The organism is Pseudomonas sp. MF09156 (genome assembly GCF_059862305.1).
Map to the genome: position 1 here is coordinate 1 of NZ_JCBCUR010000030.1, position 15,512 is coordinate 15,512.

Genomic DNA, 15,512 nt, shown 5'->3' on the forward strand with positions numbered 1-15,512 from the left:
AACGCTGTTGGAGCGGCTCAACCGACGCCCGTTTCGCAAGCTGCCGGGCTCCCGGCACTCGGCCTTCGAAGCCCTGGATCGGCCAGCGCTGCGCCCACTGCCGGAGCAGCCCTACGTCTATGCCGAGTGGAAGAAGGCGCGGGTGCACATCGACTACCACGTCGAGGTCGATGGGCATTACTACTCGGTGCCCTACCAACTGGTGAAGAAGCAACTGGAGGTACGCCTGACGGCGCGCACAGTCGAATGCTTCCACGCCAATCAGCGGGTCGCCAGCCACCTGCGCTCCCCGCACAAGGGTCGGCACAGCACGCAGACCGAGCACATGCCCAAGAGCCATCGCGAGCACGCCGAGTGGACGCCACAACGGCTGATCCGCTGGGCCGAGCAGACCGGGCCGAACACTGCCGGCGTGATCGGCCACATCCTCGAACGGCGCGTCCATCCGCAGCATGGCTACCGCGCCTGCCTGGGCATCCTGCGCCTAGGCAAGCACCACGGCGAGGAGCGCCTGGAGCTGGCCTGCCAACGCGCCCTCAGCCTCGGCGCGTGCAGTTACAAGAGCCTCGAATCGATCCTGCGCCAGGGTCTGGAAAACCTGCCGCTGGCCCAGCAGCACCTGCCCCTGCTGCCGGACGACCACGCCAACCTGCGCGGCCCTGGCTACTACCACTGAACACAAGGAATCCCACCATGCTGCCCCATCCGACCCTGGACAAGCTGCAAACCCTGCGCCTGCACGGCATGCTCAAAGCCTTCGCTGAGCAACTGAAAACCCCGGACATCGACAGCCTGAGCTTCGAGGAACGCCTCGGCCTGCTGGTCGACCGCGAGCTGACCGAACGCGATGACAAGCGCCTGAGCAGCCGCCTGCGCCAAGCCCGGCTCAAGCACAACGCCTGCCTCGAAGACATCGACTACCGCAGCCCGCGCGGACTGGATAAGGCGCTGATCCTGCAACTGAGCGGCGGCCAGTGGCTACGCGACGGCCTCAACCTGATCATCGGCGGCCCCACCGGCGTGGGCAAAACCTGGCTGGCCTGCGCCCTGGCCCACCAGGCCTGCCGAGAGGGCTACAGCGTGCGTTACCTGCGTTTGCCGCGCCTGCTGGAAGAGTTGGGTCTGGCCCACGGCGACGGGCGCTTCGCCAAGCTGATGAGCAGCTACGCCAAGACCGACCTGCTGATCCTCGATGACTGGGGCCTGGCCCCGTTCACCACCGAACAACGGCGCGACATGCTGGAGTTGCTGGACGACCGCTACGGCCAGCGCTCGACCCTGGTCACCAGCCAGATGCCGGTGGACAACTGGCACGAACTGATCGGCGATCCGACCCTGGCCGACGCCATCCTCGACCGCCTGGTGCACAACGCTTATCGGATCAACCTCAAGGGTGAGTCGATGCGCAAACGGGCGAAGAAATTGACGACGTCGGGCACCTCGGAATAACAATGCCATCCCTGCGTCGCTGCGCTCCGACTGCCTGTCCGAATGGTCGTGGAACAGATGGCCAGATGTGCGTGGAATGCCCGGCCGGATGAGCGTGGACTGGGTGGCCGGATGGCGTGGAATCCGCAGCCAGGGCACCATCGTCGATGCCACGCTGATCAATGCACCGAGCTCGACCAAGAACAAGGATGGCAAGCGCGATCCGGAAATGCATCAGACCAAGAAAGGCAAACAGTACTGTGTGTCACGAACACAGGTCAAATGACCTGTGATGCTGTAGCGAAGATGGAAGTAGGTCTTCCGAAGTCGGCTTGCAGGAGCGGGCTTCAAACCACCCGGTGCTGCTGCATCCAAAAGGTGTGGTGAGCGACCGAGGAAAAGTCATCCCCCGAGGATGGCAGGTGAGTATGGAGAAGATGAGCGAAAGCAAACCGTCCGATGACGCATCGTTATGCCCAAAGGTGCTGTCGAAACTGAGGTTGAGTACTGGCTTCAGGACGAGTCGGGACGTTACCTGCTTACGGACCCGATGGCAGCCGGTGTATAGGCGGCATGATCTTCATACAGGCTTTGGTACGGAACGTGAGAACCTTGTTCCAGATGCGAAGGAAAATGACAAATGGCCAACACCATGAGGAAGAATACCGATGCTGGAGCAAGGGGCGGAGCCTCCCGTAGTAGCGATGAAGCCTCTGTAATGGAGGTGGAGCGAAGGGGCGGCGTTATCCTGCCGACGAGCGCTGCCAACCGCAGGGGATGAACGGCGTGAGCTCGGCGAAACCTTATGACATAGCGAAGCGCACGGTATGGGAAGCCTACCAACAAGTCAGGGCCAACCGCGGTGCGGCCGGCATCGACGATGAAACCATCGCCGATTTCGAGCGGGACCTGTCCAAGAATCTCTACAAGCTGTGGAATCGAATGTCGTCGGGGTCGTACTTCCCACCTCCGGTGAAGCAGGTAGAGATTCCCAAGGCATCGGGAGGCACGCGCAAGCTGGGGGTGCCCACAGTCGGAGACCGTGTCGCGCAAACCGTGGTCAAGCTTCTCATCGAGCCGGAGCTGGACTCGATCTTCCATTCGGACTCTTATGGGTACCGGCCGGGACGATCAGCGAAGCAGGCAGTGGCCATCACGCGTGAGCGCTGCTGGCGATACGACTGGGTGGTGGAGTTTGATATCAAGGCAGCCTTCGATCACATCGATCATGGGTTGCTGATGAAGGCGGTGCGCGCGCACATCAAGGAGGACTGGATTCTTCTGTACATCGAGCGGTGGCTGGTTGCGCCGTTCGAAACGGAGGACGGCGTGCGCGTCCCACGCGAACGCGGCACCCCGCAAGGCGGAGTGATCAGTCCCCTCCTGATGAACCTGTTCATGCACTATGCCTTCGACACCTGGATGCAACGTACCAGCCCTAACTGCCCGTATGCCCGCTACGCCGATGATGCGGTGGTGCATTGCCGCAGCCAGAAGCAAGCGGAGTACGTGATGCGCTCCATCGCTTCACGGCTGGCTGTCTGTGGCTTGACGATGCACCCAGAGAAATCGAAGGTCGTGTACTGCAAGGACAGTAACCGTCGCGCAGACTATCCGCATGTGAGCTTTACCTTCCTCGGCTTCACCTTTAGGCCGAGGAAGGCACTCAGCAAACAAGACCGGCTCTTCACGAGCTTCCTTCCGGGAGCCAGTGCGGATGCCTTGAAGCGGATGCGGCAAGCGGTGCGCAGGTGGCGACTCAATCGCCAAACCCACGTGACGCTGGCCGACGTGGCTCGGCTCTACAATCCGGTGATACAGGGGTGGTGGCAATACTATGGCGCGTTCTATCGGACAGCCATGCTTGGCATCTTCCAGCACATTGACCGCGCACTTGAACGCTGGGGTCGACGAAAGTACAAGGCCCTTCACAGGCGCAAGCGGCGCATTAGCCAATGGCTGGACAAGATGCGGACGGTGGCACCCCGGCTGTTCCATCACTGGCGAGTGGCCGGCCAGCAAGGTTGGATAACGGGAGCCGTATGACGCGAGAGTGTCACGTACGGTTCTGCGAGCGGCTGCGGGGGCAGTTCCCGCGGCCGACTCACCACTTCGGCGCGAAAGCGCATATTGGTGTCGACGATGAGTCTGGATTGGTGCACAGCGTGGTGGGCACGGCGGCCAACGTGGCGGACGTCACTCAAGTCGACAAGCTGCTGCACGGCGAGGAGAACGTGGTCTGCGCCGATGCCGGTTATACCGGTGTCGAAAAGCGCTCCGAGCATGAGGGCGGCGCAGTGATCTGGCAGGTGGCGGCACGCCGCAGTACCTACAAGAAACTCGACAAGCGCAGCACGCTATACAAAGTCAAACGCAAGATCGAGAAGTCCAAAGCCCAGGTTCGCGCTAAGGTCGAGCACCCGTTCCGGGTAATCAAGCGGCAGTTTGGTCATGTGAAGACGCGGTTCCGTGGTCTGGCAAAGAACACGGCGCAGTTGGTGACGCTGTTCGCCCTTTCGAACCTGTGGATGGCGCGCAAACATTTACTGACCAATGCAGGAGAGGTACGCCCGTAATATGGGCAATAGCTGCCGCGAGGTGCGTGCGGCGGCTAAAAATACAAAATAAGCGGGTGATCTGATCGTTTTTCCGCTTTCAAAATCAGCGGAAGCTGAAGTCAGCCAGAAATGCATGGCTACTTCAGAGGATCCCTAGGCCCCCTAAGAACCGTACGTGCGACTTTCACCGCACACGGCTCAAGCCGTTGTAAGCCCGATCAAGAGCCGATCTCCTTCTGGGTACAGATGGATCGGTCGCGGTAGGGACGGCAGTTACCTGCCGCCCCCGCACAGAACCGTACGTGCGGAATTACCGCATACGGCTCCTGCCTTGGGTTTTAACGCCGAAGCGGGTTATGGGATGAGGAGGCATCGCCCCGCGCCTCCCGGCGATTGAATGAGTCGGAGATTATCAGCCTACGAATCGGGTGGCGGCAGGTTTTTCTATAGCTTCAACAGAACCAGATAGGGGTTGTTTGGTGGCGAAACGTCGAACAGGTGTCTCGGGGTAGTCAGCAAATAGCCATGCAGCCTCCGCGACTTGCGCGGGCCCCTCACCTCACACGTCCAGATGTTCAGACCATTGTCTTGCTTGCGGTGCAGTTGTAGTTTCTCGAAGCGCTTTTGTACCCACTGCCAGTCTGCTCCCTGATCCTGCTTGGCGAGTGCAGCAGTTTGTGGGTGCTCTTGTGCGTAGCGCTGAAACACACCCGGGCTGACCAGGAATGCCGTATTGGCCACGGTATGCACCAGAGCCTGGGAGTCGTTGATGATGAGCTTGCGGCTGTGGGTGCGCTGCCGCAGCCAAGCCATGAAGTGTTCGCCGGAAGGTGGTTCCCGTGAATTTCCGCTGCTCTTGGTGGGCGAAAGAGCGGATTCCGGCGGCGTTAAGTCGGTCTCTTGGGAAGGAGCGGGCAGCTCATCGGCGCAGGTTGCCGGCGATGGTTCAACCTTCGGTTCTTGCGGTGTCGGTTCGGCATCGGAGGTGCCGAGCAATGCCAGCAGGGTGTCGACGCTATCGGCAGCAGGAGCAGCAGGTGCGGCGTTCACTGCCAGTGAGGCGTTACTGCTATCGGTGGATGGTTCTGCAGGTGCATCGCTGGGCTCCACCTCTATCGTGACGGCACCGGTGAACGGCTCTGGCCGATCGCCTCCTTCCCAGATCAGGGCCGGGGCCAGCCGCAGCAGTGTGAATGTGTGCGACCAGCCGGCCTCGCTGATGATTGTCGCCCTCCAGATCGCTTTGCCATCCGGCGTGGGTTGCAGCATGCCGTGGTCCTGCAACACGTTGAACACGGCAGTGTTGTTGGCGGGGATGCCGTCGATGCCCTGGGCCAGCAGGTGGGCGCGCAGCTTGTCCGAGACCGTTTTGCTGACCAGCCACAGCGCATCCGCGGTCAGCCAACCGTCCGAAGCTCCAGGCTGGTTAAGTTTCAGTTCCTCTTTCAAGAGGTAGCGCAGGCCCTCGAGTAGTTTGCGCTGCAGGGCATGCTTGGGCGCCGTCATGGCCCGTGCCGGATCGCCGCCGAGTGCCTGGGCAACCGAGGCGCGGTCAGCCTGAATCACCAGCTCGCCGAGGACGCCGGCATGCTCGTACTGGCCGGCCAGGACATACAGCAGGGCAGACCAAAGTGGGGGATAGCTGCTGAGCCAGTCGAGAGTCCCGCGATCGAGCACCTGCCGGTAGAGCAGGCCTGTTGCGGCGCTGTGCAGCCGGTACTCGCGCTCCTGGTGATAGCGGAATCGGTAAGGCTGGGTCAGCGGGCCGTGCCAAGGGTGCCAATGGGTGCCGTCGGCATACTCGACATGAAGGTCGACAGCTACCTTGCCGATGTCATGCAGCAGTGCGGCGTAGGCGATGGCGGCGGTCCAGGCTTCTGCCTGCACGACCTGATCTTCGGGGGTGGTGCCGGTAGGCAGCAGATAGGACTGCCGCAGCTTGAGCGCATAGGCGACGATTTCCAGGCCGTGGTCCAGCATGCCGCCAGGGTAGGCGTGGTGGTGGCTCTCGGAGGCGGGGAACTGTTGGACCAGCTCCGCGTAGCGCTCCAAGGGGGCGAGGTACAGCGCGGTGAACTGCTTGTGTGAGAGCGAGGTGCGCTGCCAGATGTGTTCCAGCAGGCGTTGCCGGCGGTGTGTGGCCAGCAGTGAGGACGCCGACTGTGGCTGCGTCAGACCTGGGGCAGGTTCGCTGGCTGGAGTAGACGGCGCTCCGGTGGTTGGTGAGCCCCTTTTGTGCTGGAACAGCGAGAGCATGGCGAGTCCCTGTGATGGGGGGGGCGGGAGAGCCTTTTGGCCTTTTCGGGTAGGGCCTTTCCCCTTGGCCCCATTCCCTTGCCCCTTTCCAGCCCTTTGGCCTTTACGGAAGCCTTTCGGTATAGGGCGGCAGCTGCTGGAGAACCACAACCAATGCGGTTTGGCTCAAGTCGGATTGAGGTGGGAAGGCGACCTGTGGCGAATCTACGATGGCGCTTTCCTTTTCGAGCGAAGGAGGTGCCATGCTCAGTCAGGTTGACGAGGTAAGGATAAAACCTTACTTTGTAGGCATTGCTACCGGGAGAGCTACGATGCCTGAGATCCATGAAATCGCCACGCTGACCTCCAAGGGCCAGATTACGCTGCCCAAGCCCATCCGGCAGGTGCTGGGTGTGGAGACTGGCGCAAAGGTGGCTTTCGATCTGCGCGCAGGCGAAGTCATTGTGTCCCGAGCGGACGCTGAGCATGAAGACCCTGCGATCGGAGCCTTTCTGGGCCTGCTGGAAGCGGACATCCGGGCCGGCCGGCATGTCCAGGCGCTACCTGAGGATCTTGCGCGGGCTATGCTGGCGAGCGCGGGCCGGGCGGTGAATCTGGATGAGGACATCGAAGGCGACGTGGCGCTGTGATCCAGCGGCATGGCTGGACGTTGCTGTTTCACGAGGGTGTGATCGAGCAGTTGCGCAAGCTGCAGGCGGCCGCGGAACGGGCCGAGCGGAGCGACCCGCAAGGGTTCGAAGCCAATGCCAACGTGAAGTTGTTCCGGGCGCTGAGCCAGTTGATTATGGACGTCGTGCCGAGCGATCCCTCGCGCGACGAGTTCCGCCAGGGCAATACCCTGGGGCCGGCGTACCGCCACTGGCGGCGCGCGAAGATCGGACGGCGATTCCGTCTGTTTTTCCGCTACGACTCCAGGACGAAGGTGATCGTGTTCGCCTGGGTCAACGACGAGCAGACCCTGCGCTCGGCAGGCAGCAAATCCGATCCCTATGCGGTGTTCGAGAAGATGCTGGGGCGAGGCAATCCGCCCGATGACTGGAACGCATTGGTGACTGCGAGCCATCAGGATTGGAGCAAACTGGAGTAACCAGCCAACACATGTAGCAGGTGATGACGATGGACACGAAAGCCCGCATCAGCAACGCAGAACGCTTCGGCCGTCGGATCGGCGGGATGTGGCGGGGCTTCGTTTGTCGTGAACGTCAGGTCGCCGGCTGGCTGGTGGCGCGCGGCCTGTCCGCAGGTGCGGCGACGGCGCTGCTGTGGGGCGTGAAGCTGGCTGTTCTGGTCGTGCTGCTGTACGCCATGTTCTGGCTGGCTCTGTTGTTGGTAATCACCATAATTGCCGCCTGGGCTGCGCAACGTGGTGCTCTGGATGAAGAGTTCGAATGGCCGTTCACGGACCTGGATGAACTCAGGAAAACGCCAGGATACGATCCGGTGCTCTACAACGACGTTGCGCACCCCGACTACCCGGATGACAAAGACGACTGATCGTTCGATTATCTGAGTTTGCCCGACACCGCCCCAGGTCCTTTCCCTCCCGCATTTGCCGCGCCCTTTGCTCCATCTGACAGATTGTTCGCCATGATGCCGGCATGCACGCCGACCCAACCAAGGGCGCCTATCCAGAATGCTGGCAGTGCCAAGAACATTGTCGCCATCACAAAATTGACGATCATATCCCCGAAGGTGTTGTTGAGCCCGATCAGCGGATCGAAGTTCGCATGCGGGCGATTCGATCCCCAGCCCCACCCGTAAAGGGCATCCAGGATCGTCGAGTCGATCCAGCGCGCGAGCTGGAACCAGAAATCGACGAAAAACAGCGCGAACTGCACGATGCTGATCGTGACCACAGTCTTGAGGTCGTAGGTGCCGATCAGCAGCACCAGCGGGATACAGATCACCAGTGCCATCTTGAGCAGGGCCAGCACCATCGGCAGGGCCTGGCGCATGGCATCCATGGCCGGGAAGAACGCCATGGAGCCGATGGTCAGGCCGACGTCACTGACTGCGCGGGTGGCGACATTAGGGACGCTCATCTCGATCTGGCCGCCGTAGTCACTGTAGACCGCACCTTGATTCAGCTTCTGTTGCCTGGGCGATGCGATGGCGCGAATCACCGAGTCGTCGACCTGCTCCTGCGACAGGAAGCTGGCCCAGCCGCCGATGCGGCTCAGCAGGCTGGGATCTACCTGTTGCAACAGGCGGACGCGCAAGCCGTGGCTGTCAGACCACCATTGCCGGCAGGTCGGATAACCCGCGCCGCTGGGTACCTGCGCCAGGCCCGCATCGCGGTTGCTGTCGTAAGGCCAGCCCTCGCGCGGAGTCTTGGCGCGGTAGGTGTCGTAGTAGCCCGCCGTGTCGAGGAAGAAGCGCGAACCGATCCACGTCACGTCGTGCATCTGCTCCTCATCCAGCGCCGGGCGATTCATGAAGAGCCTGGCCCGCGCCGGTCCGTAGCAGTCATGGGTGAAATCGCTCACCTCCTGGGCCAGCAGCGGGTCGGCGATGCGCGTGGCGTCGACCGTCATGCGCATCTGCCGCAAGTCGGTGCCGCAAGGAATCGCTGCCACCGCCGCACCGGTGAGCGCGCGCGAGGCGGTGTGCATGAAGGCCCACCACACCGGCACCTTGGCCGACTGGTTGTTAAGGGTGCTGAAGGACTGCGACCAGCCGGTGGCCGATGGCAGTGGCACGTTGACCTGGCATTGCACCGAGCGGGTGCGATCGAACTGCAGGGTGTTGAAGCTGACGTCGATAAACGGCATGCCCGCGAACAGGATGACCACGATGGCGACGAAGATGCGGTTCTCGATGCGCACGGCCGACAGCGCGCCTTTGTTGCCTTCGTCGGCCCCTTCGGCGCGGGCCTTGAGCCACTCCTGAAGCACGATAGCGAGGAACGGGATGGCGAAGGCGCCGCTGGCGATCAGCACGGCCCAGATGCCGTTGTGAACGACCCAGCTCACCAGGGTCAGGTAGTACTCCAGGTAATCGGTGGTGTAGAGCGTCATCGCAGCCTCCGGTCATCCCGCCTGCAGATAAGAACTGAGTTCCAGCGCAGCCACCGCGACCACGGCGGCCAGTTCGGCCCGCAGCAGGCGCCGCCGAGTGCCGGCGTCCGGCTCGCGTGCCAGCACGCGGCGACGCATCCAGACCCAGCCCCAGGCGGTGCCGGCATAGAGCAACAGCCGCCAGGCCAGGAAATGCGTGCTGTGCGCGACCAGCCAGGCTTGCCAAGCGTCGATGCCGCCGGCCAGCTGGATGCCGATGACATTGGCGGCGCCGGCGGCCAGCAGGACGAGGAGGGCGCTCAGCAGCACCAGGCCTGCGCGGCGCAGCCGCAGCCCATTCATGGGGTGCCTCCGGTCTGGGCTGGGCGCTGCAGCTGATCGAGCCGGTCGGGAGCCGGGTCGCCCTCATAGATGGCGCGAGAGCCGGCGGAGCGTGCGCTGTGCCGCTGGATGATGGCGCTGGGCGAATTGCTGGCCAGATCACGACGCAGTTCCAGCTCGGTTTTCAGGTTGTGGATCTCGCGGTCGAGCAGGTCGCTTTCCTGCGATACCGCTTTCTGCGCGAGGTCGTTGGCCGCAACGTTCGGTTCCTTGCGCCCGGTCAGCAGCGTGCGCTGCAACAACAGGGCTTTTTCCAGCACGCTGGACAGTGCGATTTCCGAGGCGAGGCGTCGAGCCAGAATGTCTTGGTCAGGCTCGTCGCGCAACGCTTCGATCACCCCGCGGGTGATGGGCAGGGAGGCGCTGCCGGCCGCCTGCAGGTTATCGAGGCTCAGGGGGCGGCTGCCGCTGATCAGCGCCTGCAGTGCTGCGAGCTTGCTTTCGTATTCCTCCTGGATCAGCGGGGTGAGGCCCACGCCCGGTGTGGTTACGGTTTTGCTGCAGGTTTCGCAGGTGCGCTGCTCCTGCTCGCCCAGCACCCGTACAGCCCATGCCGCGGCAGCCGCCGGCGAGCTCCAGGCCTGGCAGCTCAGGTTGCCGCCACACTGGACAGGATTGATCGAACTGGCGTCATCGACATCGCGCCCGTTGACCAGGTTGTAGCCGGCGCGGGTCACGTCGCTGATGACACGAATCGGATCTTGCCCGGCGCCGCCGGCATTGCGGCCACCGACCCAGGTCACACCGTCATTGCCGCGGCTGGTTTCGGTCTGCTCGATGGCGGATACGGCGTCGCTACTGGCGACGGCTTGGGTGAGCACCATGCCGTCGGCGAGTTGGCTCCAGCCCACCTGGCCGCCAGCCACGTCGGCCATCTTCTCGGCCAGGGCGCGGCAGGTCAGCTTGGAGCGGTCGAAGTCCAGGCGCGCCTGCAGCACGCCGTTGGTCAGCAGGTTGTACAGCCCGGGATCGGCCCGCTGGATGATCAGCGCCGGCAAGGAGGCGACCGCGGCGGTGGCGTTCTGGATCACCGACGACATGATGGTCTGAAAGCCGTTGGTCAGGCCGTTCAACTGGTTCTGGATGGTGGTGGAAATCGACATGTCGCCGCACATCAGGTTGCTGTTCCAGCCCACGCCAACGCCGATGGAGCGCATCGCGGATGCCGGAGTCATCGACACGGCGCGACCGCCGCCGATCGAATACAGCAGGTCGTCACCGATCACGGAGCCCTGGTGTTGCACACCGTACTGGTTGACGCTGGTCTGGGCCGACGCGCTGGCGCAGGCCAGTACCAAGGCGGCCAGCAGGGCGGGGCGCAGAATAGAGCGGGGCGAGGACACGGGACGGATTGTCATGACTTGCCTCAGTCGAAATCGACGCTGCCCAGAAACACCTGGCCTTCGCGTTTGCAGCAGCTGTAGGGCCGCCACAGCGCCCAGGCGTAATCGCCCTGCTGCGCCTGTACGCGGGCGTCGCTGTGCGGGAAGACCGCGCAGGTGCGGGAGAGCGTCGGCGTCAGCTCCTGCCACTTGCCCGTCTGCGCGTCGCTTTCGAGCAACGCGCCGGCTGGCCAGTAGCCGTCCTTGGCGTTTGCGAGCAGCGGCTGGTAGACGTGGAGTTGGCCGTGGCGGGTGACAATATCGCCGGCGCGCTGGGCCACCACGGCCCCTGCCAGGTAGTCGTCGCTCTGGTGCAGAAAACCGCCGCGCGGGTAGACGTTGCCCCAGAGATTGCCGTCGGTGCGGCTGCCGATCTCGCGCTCGCCAGGTGTCAGCGCCTCCGGGTAGAGCATCTCGGGGATGTTGTAACGCCAGGCGAGGGTGTCGAGGGTGCTCAACAGGTAGGGCATGAAGGCGGTGCCGGCCCCTTCGCAGCTGTAGCCGAAGCGGGAGGCGAACTGGCTGAACACATAGCCGCCGGGATGGCCGATCACGTCGGCGTTCTTGAACTTGGCCAGGTTGTTTTCGTGGTCGTGGTTGGTCGTGCCGTCGCCGCCGGCCTGTGCCGTGGCGTTGGGCTGGCTCATCGGCCGCACCTCCAGCCACGGATTGGCGCCAGTGCTGGCGTAGCTGGACACCACCGCATCCGGCACGAAGTGGCGCACCTTGACCGAGGTTTTCACTGAGCAGCCGGAACTCGTGCAGCGCAGCCAGAAGCAGATGCCGACCACGCGGTATTCCAGGCAGTCCGGCGAGAGCGTCGAGGCGGCAATGGTCGCCGTGGTGAGCGCGATCGACGGCGCTCCCGTCGTCAGCAAGATGGTGGCGATGCCGGCGCGCAGGCGGGAAGAGCGCATCATGGCTGCGTCCTTCGGTGCGCTTCGATCAGCGCAACCGCCTTGGCGACGTCCGGCTCGCCATAAACCACATAGCGGTGATCCACGATCACCGCAGGAATCGTTGTCACGCCAAGACTCCAGGCATTGACTACCCCCTGATAGGCCGCGCCGAGGCGTTGTTGCAGTTCGATGCCTCCGTTTTTCAATCGCTGTTGCACCAGGGTGCCGCCGCGCGAGGGATCGGCAGGTAAATGGGCGCCCAGCTCGGCCTGTAGGCGTGCGGGGTGGTCCAGCTCGATCAGCCGAGCACCATCGGCGGCTTGAACCGGGTGCTGGCTATCGGTGACGACCAGGATGTCAGCGGCCTGCGCCAGGGGGCAAAGTAGCGCGGCGCACAGCGCTGTGGCACGTGGGTGCTTGCGCAATGGAAGCAGGCAGGGACGTTTGGCTGGCATGTCGAAGGACCCTGAGGTGGACTGTGCGGACAGTTGACTCGCAGGTCGAGGGCGCGACGACAAACAAACGGGAATCGCGGCGCGCCGATTTAATCGCGAGCCGGCACGCCCGAGTGGGCGGCCGACTCTGTGCAGGTGGGGAGGAGGCGTCGCGTCGCGACGAGGGACTACAGCAGAGCATTGGCCGCGAACGAGAACGGCTGGCCTTTGCCGATGATGAAGTGATCCAGCAAGCGCACGTCCACGCACTCCAGTGCACTTTTCAGGCGCTGGGTCAGGCGCTCATCCGAGGATGAGGGGGCGGAGCAGCCTGACGGATGTTGATGGGCCGCGATCAGAGCGGAGGCGTTATGCTGCAGCGCCCGCTGAACCACCACACGGGGATGGACTTGAGCGGCATCGATGGTGCCTCTGAACAGCGTTTCACAGGCGATGACCTGATGCTTGGAATTCAGAAATACGGCGACGAAGACTTCGCTGGGTTCCGGCATCAGCTTCAGGCGCAGATAGTCGCCGGTGACCTGTGGATCCGACATCGGCGGGCCGTCGGCGAACAGCCGGCGTTCCAGTATGGCAATGGCTTGCGCGATGATGCGGTTCTCGTACGCGAGGACCGATGCAGAGCAGGGTTCTGCTGGGGAGTCGAGACGGGCTAGGGATGTGAGCATGGCATAGACCTCCGTGGGAGAGTCCGGAGGTGCGCCCGTGGAGGGCTTTTCTCCGAGGACGATAGGGATGGTGTCGAGATGAACTGGGCATCCACCACCGCCTTGGCGATGGCTGTTCGCACAGGGATGCGAGGCGAACGAGGCGGGTCAGCGCGGCAGTGCAGCGCCATAGCCTTGAAGACCCTGGCTACCGACTTGCTGCATCAGTCGAACGCAGTGCGGCGAGGCGCACGACAAAGAATCGGAAAACGGCGTGTCCGATTTTTCCTGGGTCGCCGGCAACGGCGATCAGCATCATGAGCAGTGAGGTTCCATCAGGCGACAGCGTTTCAGCGAAGCCTGTGCTCGCCTCTCAATATCAGGGCAGCCGCCGACCGACAGGGAGCGGTTAACTTGCATATTGTTAGATTTTTAGCAAGAATATCTAACAAACAGGAGGTTGATATGAGTACAGCCCAGGCCATTCGAGAACGCATCGCGGCACAGCCTGCCGGTGAGCCCTTTACCCCAGCCCTGTTCGCCGGGGTGGGCTCGCGCGCGGCCGTCGACCAGACACTGATGCGTCTAACCAAGGTTGGCCATATCGAGCGTATCGGCCATGGCCTGTATAGCGTGCCCAAGGTGGGGCGCTTCGGCATCAAAGCCATGCCGGCTCCGGAGAAGGTGGCGCAAGCGCTTGCCGCGAGTGAGGGGGCGACCATCGAGGTGCATGGCGCCGAGGCTGCGCGGCGCTTTGGACTTTCGACACAGGTACCGGCGCAGCCGGTGTTCTACACCACGGGTTCGTCGCGCACGGTGCGCTTGGGCAAGATGGTTGTGCGCCTGCAGCACGTGGCTCCGCGCAAGCTGGTGCTGGCTGGGCGCGCTGCCGGGCAGGCGCTGTCCGCGCTGTGGTACCTGGGGCGGCATCAGGTGACACCCGCGACCTTCCAGCGTATCGCCGAGAGGCTATCGGGCAGCGAGTTTGAGGCGCTGCGCCAGGCGAAGGCGGTGATGCCGGCCTGGATGGTAGCGGCGCTGAGCAGCTATGAACGTGGCGAGGTCGCGCATGGCTGAGGGTAGCGAGCGCTATTTCGATCTTTCCCTGGCGGAGCAGGCCGAGCTGTTGCACGGCTTGGCCCCGGTGCTGGGGCGTCGGGCTGAAATCCTGGAGAAGGACATCTGGTTGTGTCAGGTGTTAGGGCTTCTGTTCAGCCTGCCGTGCCGCAAGCCGATGGCGTTCAAGGGTGGCACGTCGCTGTCCAAGGTCTATCAGGCCGTCGAGCGTTTCTCCGAGGACATCGATGTCACCGTCGATTACCGCAGCCTGGTCAATGACGTGCCGGAACTGGCGACCCTCGGCAGCAACCAGCGCCGGCGCTTGTCCGACCAGCTCAAGGCCGCCTTGGCGCAGCATGTGACCGGGGAACTGGTGCCGGCGCTGCGCGAGGCCCTGGCTCAGGCGCTGCCGAGGAGGGAGATCGCCATTGAGGTCAGTGAGGATGCGGAAAAACTCTGGCTCTACTACCCGAGCGCGGTGGACAACACGGATGCCTACCTGCGCCCCAGCGTGCTGATCGAGTTTGGCGGCCGCAATGCGACCCTGCCGCAGGACAGGCTGGCCATCGTGCCGGACGTGGCCACGCATGTGCCGGAGCTGGCGTTTCCGAGTGCGGAGGTCGTCGTGCTGTCGCCCATGCGAACGTTCTGGGAGAAGGCGACGCTGATCCATGTCGAGTGCCATCGCCCGCAGATCCGTGCAGGTGCCGAGCGGCTGTCGCGGCACTGGTACGACTTGGCGCGCCTGGCGGATCATGACGTCGGTCGTCAGGCCGTGCCCGACACCGAGCTGTTGCGCGATGTGCTGAGCATCAAGGAGACCTTCTACCGCAGTGGCCACAGCCACTACGACCGGTGCGCGGCCGGTGGGCTGCGGCTCGTGCCGGAGGCGGCGCTGCTCGGCGCGCTGCGCGATGACTATCAGGCGATGCTGGCCGCGCAGATGTTCTACGGCGAGACGCTGCCCTTCGAACGCATCATCGAGCGCCTGGCTGCGCTGGAGCAGCAGATCAACCAAGGACGCTGAGGCGCGCCTCAACTCAGATGATTGTGAATGAGCTGGTGTTGCGCGGCGGGCAGCGCCGGCATCGAACAGGCCATGAGCGCATGGCGGTCACCGTTGGGCCACACCAGCTGTGCGCGTATGCCTTTGAGCTGCAACCGTGCTTCACGGAAATGGTGCACCTGCGGCGTATTGCCTTCTGTGTGCAGGGTACGCAGGCTGGTGACGGAGCGATCCGTGACCCACAGCCATTCCCGCGTGGCGGGTGCCGCAGCGGCCTGGCCTGCCAGGTGTTGGATCTCGACGAGATAGCCCTGCGCTGAGGTAAATAGACGCAGGATGTCGTAGGGCAGCGGCATATCGAGGGGACGGGTTCCAGAGAAGTGGCCGATTCTGCCAGAGATGGGCTGTTTGTACATGCTGCGGA

The 15,512-nt window shown here is 63.4% G+C and carries 16 protein-coding genes and 2 pseudogenes; 10 read left to right on the plus strand and 8 right to left on the minus strand.

All coding sequences use genetic code 11. The features are described 5' to 3' along the window. The 5 genes and pseudogenes from AC19YY_RS29960 to AC19YY_RS29980 all read left to right on the plus strand — a co-directional run. Positions 1 to 676: Mu transposase domain-containing protein (locus AC19YY_RS29960; RefSeq protein ID WP_500605238.1), on the plus strand; the 676-nt coding region annotated here is incomplete at its 5' end. A gap of 17 nt (positions 677 to 693) precedes the next feature. Beyond that, positions 694 to 1,449 carry an IS21-like element helper ATPase IstB gene (gene istB / locus AC19YY_RS29965; protein WP_500605239.1) on the plus strand — a complete coding sequence of 252 codons (756 nt, stop codon included), beginning with the start codon at positions 694 to 696 and terminating at the stop codon, positions 1,447 to 1,449. Positions 1,450 to 1,573: 124 nt separating this feature from the next. After that, positions 1,574 to 1,687: pseudogene (locus AC19YY_RS29970) on the plus strand (IS5/IS1182 family transposase); the annotation flags it as partial. Between the two features lie 518 nt (positions 1,688 to 2,205). Further along, complete coding sequence (gene ltrA / locus AC19YY_RS29975) at positions 2,206 to 3,474, plus strand: group II intron reverse transcriptase/maturase (protein WP_500605240.1); 1,269 nt, start codon at positions 2,206 to 2,208, stop codon at positions 3,472 to 3,474. A gap of 59 nt (positions 3,475 to 3,533) precedes the next feature. After that, a pseudogene (locus AC19YY_RS29980) lies at positions 3,534 to 4,004 on the plus strand (IS5 family transposase); the annotation flags it as partial. A 426-nt stretch (positions 4,005 to 4,430) separates the two neighbouring features. On the opposite strand, the gene mobH reads toward AC19YY_RS29980, so the two are convergent. Further along, positions 4,431 to 6,242 carry a MobH family relaxase gene (mobH, locus tag AC19YY_RS29985; protein WP_028614874.1) on the minus strand — a complete coding sequence of 604 codons (1,812 nt, stop codon included), beginning with the start codon at positions 6,240 to 6,242 and terminating at the stop codon, positions 4,431 to 4,433. 311 nt (positions 6,243 to 6,553) lie between these two features. On the opposite strand from mobH, the gene AC19YY_RS29990 reads away from it, so the two are divergent. Genes AC19YY_RS29990 through AC19YY_RS30000 form a run of 3 tightly spaced genes read left to right on the plus strand, consistent with a single transcriptional unit; the run spans position 6,554 to position 7,736 of the window. After that, complete coding sequence (locus tag AC19YY_RS29990; protein WP_022962981.1) at positions 6,554 to 6,871, plus strand: type II toxin-antitoxin system PrlF family antitoxin; 318 nt, start codon at positions 6,554 to 6,556, stop codon at positions 6,869 to 6,871. Beyond that, entirely contained in the window at positions 6,871 to 7,329 is a 459-nt protein-coding gene (locus AC19YY_RS29995; protein ID WP_028614875.1) for a type II toxin-antitoxin system YhaV family toxin, read from the plus strand. Before AC19YY_RS29990 ends, AC19YY_RS29995 begins: the two co-directional genes overlap by 1 nt. A 29-nt stretch (positions 7,330 to 7,358) precedes the next feature. Beyond that, positions 7,359 to 7,736 (plus strand): DUF3742 family protein, encoded by a 378-nt coding sequence (locus AC19YY_RS30000; protein WP_022962983.1) that lies wholly within the window; start codon positions 7,359 to 7,361, stop codon positions 7,734 to 7,736. Positions 7,737 to 7,744: 8 nt separating this feature from the next. Here AC19YY_RS30000 and AC19YY_RS30005 read toward each other — a convergent pair whose 3' ends face one another. The 6 genes from AC19YY_RS30005 to radC all read right to left on the minus strand — a co-directional run bounded on the left by AC19YY_RS30005 (position 7,745) and on the right by radC (position 13,044). After that, entirely contained in the window at positions 7,745 to 9,259 is a 1,515-nt protein-coding gene (locus AC19YY_RS30005; protein WP_022962984.1) for a conjugal transfer protein TraG N-terminal domain-containing protein, read from the minus strand. Positions 9,260 to 9,271: 12 nt separating this feature from the next. Continuing rightward, positions 9,272 to 9,601, minus strand: a complete 330-nt coding sequence (locus AC19YY_RS30010) for a hypothetical protein (protein WP_500605241.1) — start codon at positions 9,599 to 9,601, stop codon at positions 9,272 to 9,274. Beyond that, positions 9,598 to 10,998, minus strand: a complete 1,401-nt coding sequence (locus tag AC19YY_RS30015) for an integrating conjugative element protein (protein ID WP_500605242.1) — start codon at positions 10,996 to 10,998, stop codon at positions 9,598 to 9,600. The genes AC19YY_RS30010 and AC19YY_RS30015 overlap by 4 nt, the downstream gene beginning before the upstream one ends. 8 nt (positions 10,999 to 11,006) lie before the next feature. Continuing rightward, positions 11,007 to 11,942, minus strand: a complete 936-nt coding sequence (locus tag AC19YY_RS30020; RefSeq protein ID WP_500605243.1) for a TIGR03756 family integrating conjugative element protein — start codon at positions 11,940 to 11,942, stop codon at positions 11,007 to 11,009. Beyond that, complete coding sequence (locus AC19YY_RS30025; RefSeq protein WP_500605244.1) at positions 11,939 to 12,376, minus strand: TIGR03757 family integrating conjugative element protein; 438 nt, start codon at positions 12,374 to 12,376, stop codon at positions 11,939 to 11,941. Before AC19YY_RS30025 ends, AC19YY_RS30020 begins: the two co-directional genes overlap by 4 nt. A 167-nt stretch (positions 12,377 to 12,543) precedes the next feature. After that, entirely contained in the window at positions 12,544 to 13,044 is a 501-nt protein-coding gene (gene radC, locus AC19YY_RS30030) for a RadC family protein (protein ID WP_500605245.1), read from the minus strand. 444 nt (positions 13,045 to 13,488) lie between these two features. On the opposite strand from radC, the gene AC19YY_RS30035 reads away from it, so the two are divergent. Further along, a complete protein-coding gene (locus AC19YY_RS30035; RefSeq protein WP_022962990.1) occupies positions 13,489 to 14,100 on the plus strand; it encodes a DUF6088 family protein in 612 nt (203 codons plus the stop codon). Next, complete coding sequence (locus AC19YY_RS30040) at positions 14,093 to 15,109, plus strand: nucleotidyl transferase AbiEii/AbiGii toxin family protein (protein ID WP_500605246.1); 1,017 nt, start codon at positions 14,093 to 14,095, stop codon at positions 15,107 to 15,109. Before AC19YY_RS30035 ends, AC19YY_RS30040 begins: the two co-directional genes overlap by 8 nt. A gap of 8 nt (positions 15,110 to 15,117) precedes the next feature. On the opposite strand, the gene AC19YY_RS30045 is transcribed toward AC19YY_RS30040, so the two are convergent. Next, positions 15,118 to 15,504, minus strand: a complete 387-nt coding sequence (locus tag AC19YY_RS30045; protein ID WP_500605247.1) for a hypothetical protein — start codon at positions 15,502 to 15,504, stop codon at positions 15,118 to 15,120. Positions 15,505 to 15,512 lie beyond the last annotated feature (8 nt).

Bases quoted from the DNA above. Each gene is read 5' to 3' on its own strand.
- istB (WP_500605239.1), top strand. From the start codon at position 694: ATGCTGCCCCATCCGACCCTGGACAAGCTGCAAACCCTGCGCCTGCAC.
- ltrA (WP_500605240.1), top strand. From the start codon at position 2,206: ATGAACGGCGTGAGCTCGGCGAAACCTTATGACATAGCGAAGCGCACG.
- mobH (WP_028614874.1), bottom strand. From the start codon at position 6,242: ATGCTCTCGCTGTTCCAGCACAAAAGGGGCTCACCAACCACCGGAGCG.
- AC19YY_RS29990 (WP_022962981.1), top strand. From the start codon at position 6,554: ATGCCTGAGATCCATGAAATCGCCACGCTGACCTCCAAGGGCCAGATT.
- AC19YY_RS30000 (WP_022962983.1), top strand. From the start codon at position 7,359: ATGGACACGAAAGCCCGCATCAGCAACGCAGAACGCTTCGGCCGTCGG.
- AC19YY_RS30005 (WP_022962984.1), bottom strand. From the start codon at position 9,259: ATGACGCTCTACACCACCGATTACCTGGAGTACTACCTGACCCTGGTG.
- AC19YY_RS30010 (WP_500605241.1), bottom strand. From the start codon at position 9,601: ATGAATGGGCTGCGGCTGCGCCGCGCAGGCCTGGTGCTGCTGAGCGCC.
- AC19YY_RS30015 (WP_500605242.1), bottom strand. From the start codon at position 10,998: ATGACAATCCGTCCCGTGTCCTCGCCCCGCTCTATTCTGCGCCCCGCC.
- AC19YY_RS30020 (WP_500605243.1), bottom strand. From the start codon at position 11,942: ATGATGCGCTCTTCCCGCCTGCGCGCCGGCATCGCCACCATCTTGCTG.
- AC19YY_RS30025 (WP_500605244.1), bottom strand. From the start codon at position 12,376: ATGCCAGCCAAACGTCCCTGCCTGCTTCCATTGCGCAAGCACCCACGT.
- radC (WP_500605245.1), bottom strand. From the start codon at position 13,044: ATGCTCACATCCCTAGCCCGTCTCGACTCCCCAGCAGAACCCTGCTCT.
- AC19YY_RS30035 (WP_022962990.1), top strand. From the start codon at position 13,489: ATGAGTACAGCCCAGGCCATTCGAGAACGCATCGCGGCACAGCCTGCC.
- AC19YY_RS30040 (WP_500605246.1), top strand. From the start codon at position 14,093: ATGGCTGAGGGTAGCGAGCGCTATTTCGATCTTTCCCTGGCGGAGCAG.
- AC19YY_RS30045 (WP_500605247.1), bottom strand. From the start codon at position 15,504: ATGTACAAACAGCCCATCTCTGGCAGAATCGGCCACTTCTCTGGAACC.